Origin of the sequence: Flavobacterium sp., assembly GCF_040382755.1 — a bacterium.
Lineage (GTDB): Bacteria > Bacteroidota > Bacteroidia > Flavobacteriales > Flavobacteriaceae > Flavobacterium.
The window spans coordinates 1-3,693 of record NZ_JBEIET010000161.1 but is presented as its reverse complement, the minus strand read 5'-3'; the positions used below and the strand labels follow the sequence as shown (position 1 = coordinate 3,693).

The 3,693-nt window shown below is 31.2% G+C and carries 4 protein-coding genes; 1 reads left to right on the top strand and 3 read right to left on the bottom strand.

All coding sequences use genetic code 11. The features are described 5' to 3' along the window. Nucleotides 1-218 precede the first annotated feature (218 nt). The gene (locus ABWO04_RS10475) at nucleotides 219-956 is read left to right on the top strand and encodes a hypothetical protein (RefSeq protein ID WP_353079654.1); all 738 of its coding nucleotides are present in this window, start codon (nucleotides 219-221) and stop codon (nucleotides 954-956) included. Nucleotides 957-1,027: 71 nt separating this feature from the next. Here the strand turns inward: ABWO04_RS10475 and ABWO04_RS10470 are convergent, their stop codons facing one another. From ABWO04_RS10470 to ABWO04_RS10460, 3 genes are all read right to left on the bottom strand, one after another. Next, nucleotides 1,028-1,474, bottom strand: coding sequence for a hypothetical protein (locus tag ABWO04_RS10470; protein WP_353079653.1), 447 nt, complete (start codon nucleotides 1,472-1,474; stop codon nucleotides 1,028-1,030). Between the two features lie 6 nt (nucleotides 1,475-1,480). Beyond that, entirely contained in the window at nucleotides 1,481-2,761 is a 1,281-nt protein-coding gene (rocD, locus tag ABWO04_RS10465) for an ornithine--oxo-acid transaminase (RefSeq protein WP_353079652.1), read from the bottom strand. 201 nt (nucleotides 2,762-2,962) lie between these two features. After that, the gene (locus ABWO04_RS10460; protein WP_353079651.1) at nucleotides 2,963-3,505 is read right to left on the bottom strand and encodes a DUF1697 domain-containing protein; all 543 of its coding nucleotides are present in this window, start codon (nucleotides 3,503-3,505) and stop codon (nucleotides 2,963-2,965) included. Nucleotides 3,506-3,693 lie beyond the last annotated feature (188 nt).

The following is a 3,693-nucleotide window of genomic DNA, read 5'->3' as shown; positions in this document are numbered from 1 at the left end:
TATCAAAAATAGACTTTTCACAAATTGTTAATAACTTTAACTAATTGAAATTGTAAATTTTTTAAAAACATTATATTTACAACGTTTTCGTAAATATTTGATTTTCAATAATGTTTAAAAAAAATGTTAATATAAATGTTAATAACCTCATAAAAAAGTGTTATTATTTAAAAAAAACATTTTATATTTGCCTCATAACTTTTAAAAATAAACAAATTATGAAAAAAGTATTACTAACTGCTGCTGCAGTATTATCATTAACTTTTGTTAATGCGCAAGATTTAAAATCTAAAAAAGGAGAAGCTTATTTACCAGTTGCTGGTGATTGGGCTGTTAGTTTTAATGCTGATGGAATTTTCGAATATGCAGGAAATGCATTTAACGGAAACACCAACAATTCAGCTCCATCTGTAGATTTTGTAACTAATAACGCATTTGTTGGTAAAAAATTCATTACTGACAAAATGGCTTACAGAGTAGTTGCTAATTTAGGATTTGGTTCAAGTACTAACAATGTTCCATCTGGAGCGAACATGACAGAAAACAAAAATTCAGGATTTGATTTAACTGCAGGTTTAGGAAAAGAATGGAGAAAAGGTTCTACTCGTCTTCAAGGTTTTTATGGTGCTGATGCATTAATTAACGTAAGTTCTAGAAGTACTGAATCTACAGTAACAACTTCTACTGGAACTTTCGTAAGTAGTACAGAAAACAAATCTGGATTAGGTCTAGGATTAGGTGTTCAAGGGTTTTTAGGAGCTGAGTATTTCATCTTCCCTAAATTTGCTATTGGAGCTCAATATACTTACAGAGTAGGTTTTGATGTTCAAGGTAAGTCTGAAAGCACATTCAAAAATGGAACTGCTGCTGCTGTAACTACAGAAGGTGGTAAAAGTTCAGAGTTTGGGTTTGGTAATGTTGGAATTACTTCAATAAACTTAACTTTACATTTCTAAGATTTTAATAAAAATACAAAAACCGACTTATTTAATTATAAGTCGGTTTTTTTTATGTCTACTATTTTCTCCTAACTTAAAGTCGAAAGAATTCCTCCTAAAATAGCAAAGACAAATATAAAGCCATACAAGGAAATAATAATTAAAGTAAATATTCCTAAAAATTTATGGTGTGATTTTAAATTTTCTAAGCCATCGGCTAATAATTGTTTGTTTTTCGAATGTAAAGCAGCACTTGTTTTAGTAGCATATTGATACAAATAATACACCGGAAAGAAATAAATAGCTGCAAAAAGCACATAAATTATCGAGAAAACCGACATTGAAAAAGGTAATTCAGGCAAATTAGTTGCTCCAAGGCCAATAGCCATAAAGAGACTAACTAATACCATTAAACCAATTCCAATAAAACCAATAATCGCCATAAATTTTGACCATTTGGCACTTTCTTGTAAAAACCCAACGGCAGCACTAGTCAAATTATTCTCAAAATTTTCTATTTCTTTTTCGTTTTCCATAATAAATTAATTTTCAAATTCTTTTAAAGTATTGGTAATTATAGATACACAATCTAATAATTGCTCTTCTGTCATCACTAATGGTGGCGCAAAGCGTATAATATTACCGTGCGTTGGTTTCGCTAATAATCCGTTTTCAGCTAATTTCATACAGATATTCCAAGCTGTTTCACTTTCTTCGGTATCATTAATAACTATAGCATTTAACAAACCTTTTCCACGAACTAATGTTGCAATATTGGAAGTTTGAATGTATTTGTTCAATTCTTCTCTAAATAGCTTTCCTAATTTACGAGCGTTTTGAGATAAATTTTCCTCTGAAACTACATCTAAAGCGGCCATAGCCACAACAGCTGCCACAGGATTACCACCGAAAGTAGAACCGTGTTGTCCAGGTTTTATTACATTCATTATTTCATTATTTGCTAAAACTGCCGAAACTGGATACGCACCTCCAGAAATTGCTTTTCCTAATATTAAAATATCAGGTTGCACATACGTGCTTTGTTTTTCACAAGCTTTTTCGCAAGTGCAATTTCCACAAACAGCTAATAAAGAACCCGTTCTTGCAATACCTGTTTGTACTTCGTCTGCAATAAATAACACATTAAATTTAGCACATATTGCTTTGGCTTTGGCTAAATAACCTTCAGACGGCACATAAACGCCCGCCTCACCTTGAATTGGTTCTACTAAAAAACCTGCAATATTTGGTGAAGACGAAATTGCTTTTTCTAAAGCTTCAATATCATCATAAGGTATTTTTATAAATCCATCTGTAAATGGTCCGAAATTTTTTCGAGCATTTTCATCATTTGAAAACGAAATAATTGTAGTGGTTCTTCCGTGGAAATTGTTTTCACAAACAATAATTTGTGCTTGTTTTTCTGCCACACCTTTTTTCTCATACGCCCATTTTCTACAGATTTTTAAAGCCGTTTCCACAGCTTCAGCGCCTGTATTCATAGGCAAAACCTTATCAAAACCAAAATAGTTGGTTACATACTTTTCATACACACCAAGCTTATCATTATAAAACGCTCTCGATGTTAAGGTAAGTGTTTGTGCTTGTTCCATCATTGCTCCAACAATTTTTGGATGACAATGTCCTTGATTTACTGCTGAATAGGCTGATAAAAAATCGTAATATTTTTTTCCTTCTACATCCCAAACAAAAACCCCTTCTCCTTTATTTAATACTACAGGTAACGGGTGGTAATTGTGAGCACCGTGTTGGTCTTCCAGAGCAATAATTTCTGCTGGATTCATTTTTTCTAAAAGTGACATGATTTATTTTTATTGATTGTCAAATCGCAATTCCTACTTATTGGAGAGAAATCATCCTTAATGCGTAAAATTACAAAATATAAATTCCAAATTACAAAATATAAATTCCAAAATTCCAAATAGAAAAATTCCAAATAGAAAAATTCCAAATTCCAAAAAGAGAAATTAAGTTTGGAATTTGGGTTTTGGTATTTGGGATTTCTAACTGTTATACATCTCTAATAACTTTGTAACTGTATTCCAATTTCTTATGGTAGCCACAACGTTTAATTTTTTTTCTATGTATTTCTGGTCTAAATTGGTTTTTCCAGCGCCAATTGCATATTTAATATAAATTCTATTAGAATCAATAGCCGCTTCATCTGGCTTGAAATTACTAATTTTCAAATCGTTTATAGCTGCAGCTGTCAATTCTATAGAAATAAAAGCTACATATAATTTCTTAATATCGCATTCTTTTTCTTTCAAATACGGATTATTCTTAAAACAAAGTTCTAAATCGGTTTTAGAAACCATAATAACAGGAACATCATAGCCAAATACTTTTGAAATTTCTTGTTTGATTTTAAAACCTACACTCGCTGCATTTTCTTCTTCCGAATCAAAAAAAATATTACCCGATTGAATATACGTTTCTACATTTTGAAACCCCATGTTTTCAAGCATTTTTTTCAAGGCATCCATTTTTATCATGTTATGTCCCGATACGTTTATACCTCGTAAAAGCGCCAAATATTTTATCATTACTCTAAAATTTTGTTATAAAAGTAAAATAATTTATCTAATCCGCATAACAATTCTTATTTTTGCGTCATGGGAAAAAAGAGAACAGAAAGAATCGTATTCGAAAACGTACAAATCCTTGATGCAGGTGCAAAAGGTGTATCGGTAGCAAAAGCGCCAGATGGTAAAGTAATTTTTATTCCGAATGT

Excerpts from the sequence above, each read along its gene's own strand:
- ABWO04_RS10475 (WP_353079654.1), top strand. The coding sequence starts at position 219 with ATGAAAAAAGTATTACTAACTGCTGCTGCAGTATTATCATTAACTTTT.
- ABWO04_RS10470 (WP_353079653.1), bottom strand. The coding sequence starts at position 1,474 with ATGGAAAACGAAAAAGAAATAGAAAATTTTGAGAATAATTTGACTAGT.
- rocD (WP_353079652.1), bottom strand. The coding sequence starts at position 2,761 with ATGTCACTTTTAGAAAAAATGAATCCAGCAGAAATTATTGCTCTGGAA.
- ABWO04_RS10460 (WP_353079651.1), bottom strand. The coding sequence starts at position 3,505 with ATGATAAAATATTTGGCGCTTTTACGAGGTATAAACGTATCGGGACAT.